This is a genomic window from Oceanobacillus saliphilus, assembly GCF_023522835.1.
GTDB lineage: Bacteria > Bacillota > Bacilli > Bacillales > Amphibacillaceae > Oceanobacillus > Oceanobacillus saliphilus.
The window spans coordinates 1-265 of the sequence record NZ_JALCZU010000176.1 but is presented as its reverse complement, the minus strand read 5'-3'; the positions used below and the strand labels follow the sequence as shown (position 1 = coordinate 265).

The 265-nt window shown below is 39.6% G+C and carries 1 protein-coding gene; it reads left to right on the top strand.

The window, feature by feature from the left end; genetic code table 11:
* Nucleotides 1–265 (top strand): triphosphoribosyl-dephospho-CoA synthase (locus MN204_RS20840; protein WP_249872958.1); only part of this gene is annotated, 265 nt, incomplete at both ends.

Below are 265 nucleotides of genomic sequence, written 5' to 3'. Positions count from 1 at the left end.
GTGTCTTTGAATCCTAAACCTGGTTTGGTTGATCCGGTTTCAATGGGTTCACACACTGATATGAATATGTTTACGTTCATTGACAGCAGTCTGTCTTTGAAAAGTTATTTAGACAAAGCCTTCAAGCTTGGTCGAAATTTTGAGGGAAGCGATTTGACGTTGTTGTTTAACGCTTTAAGAGCTGAAGGTGTCCTCGCTGAGCAAACCATGTTTAACGCGACTAATAACGTTAATACACACAAAGGTGCCATTTTTTCGTTAGGAA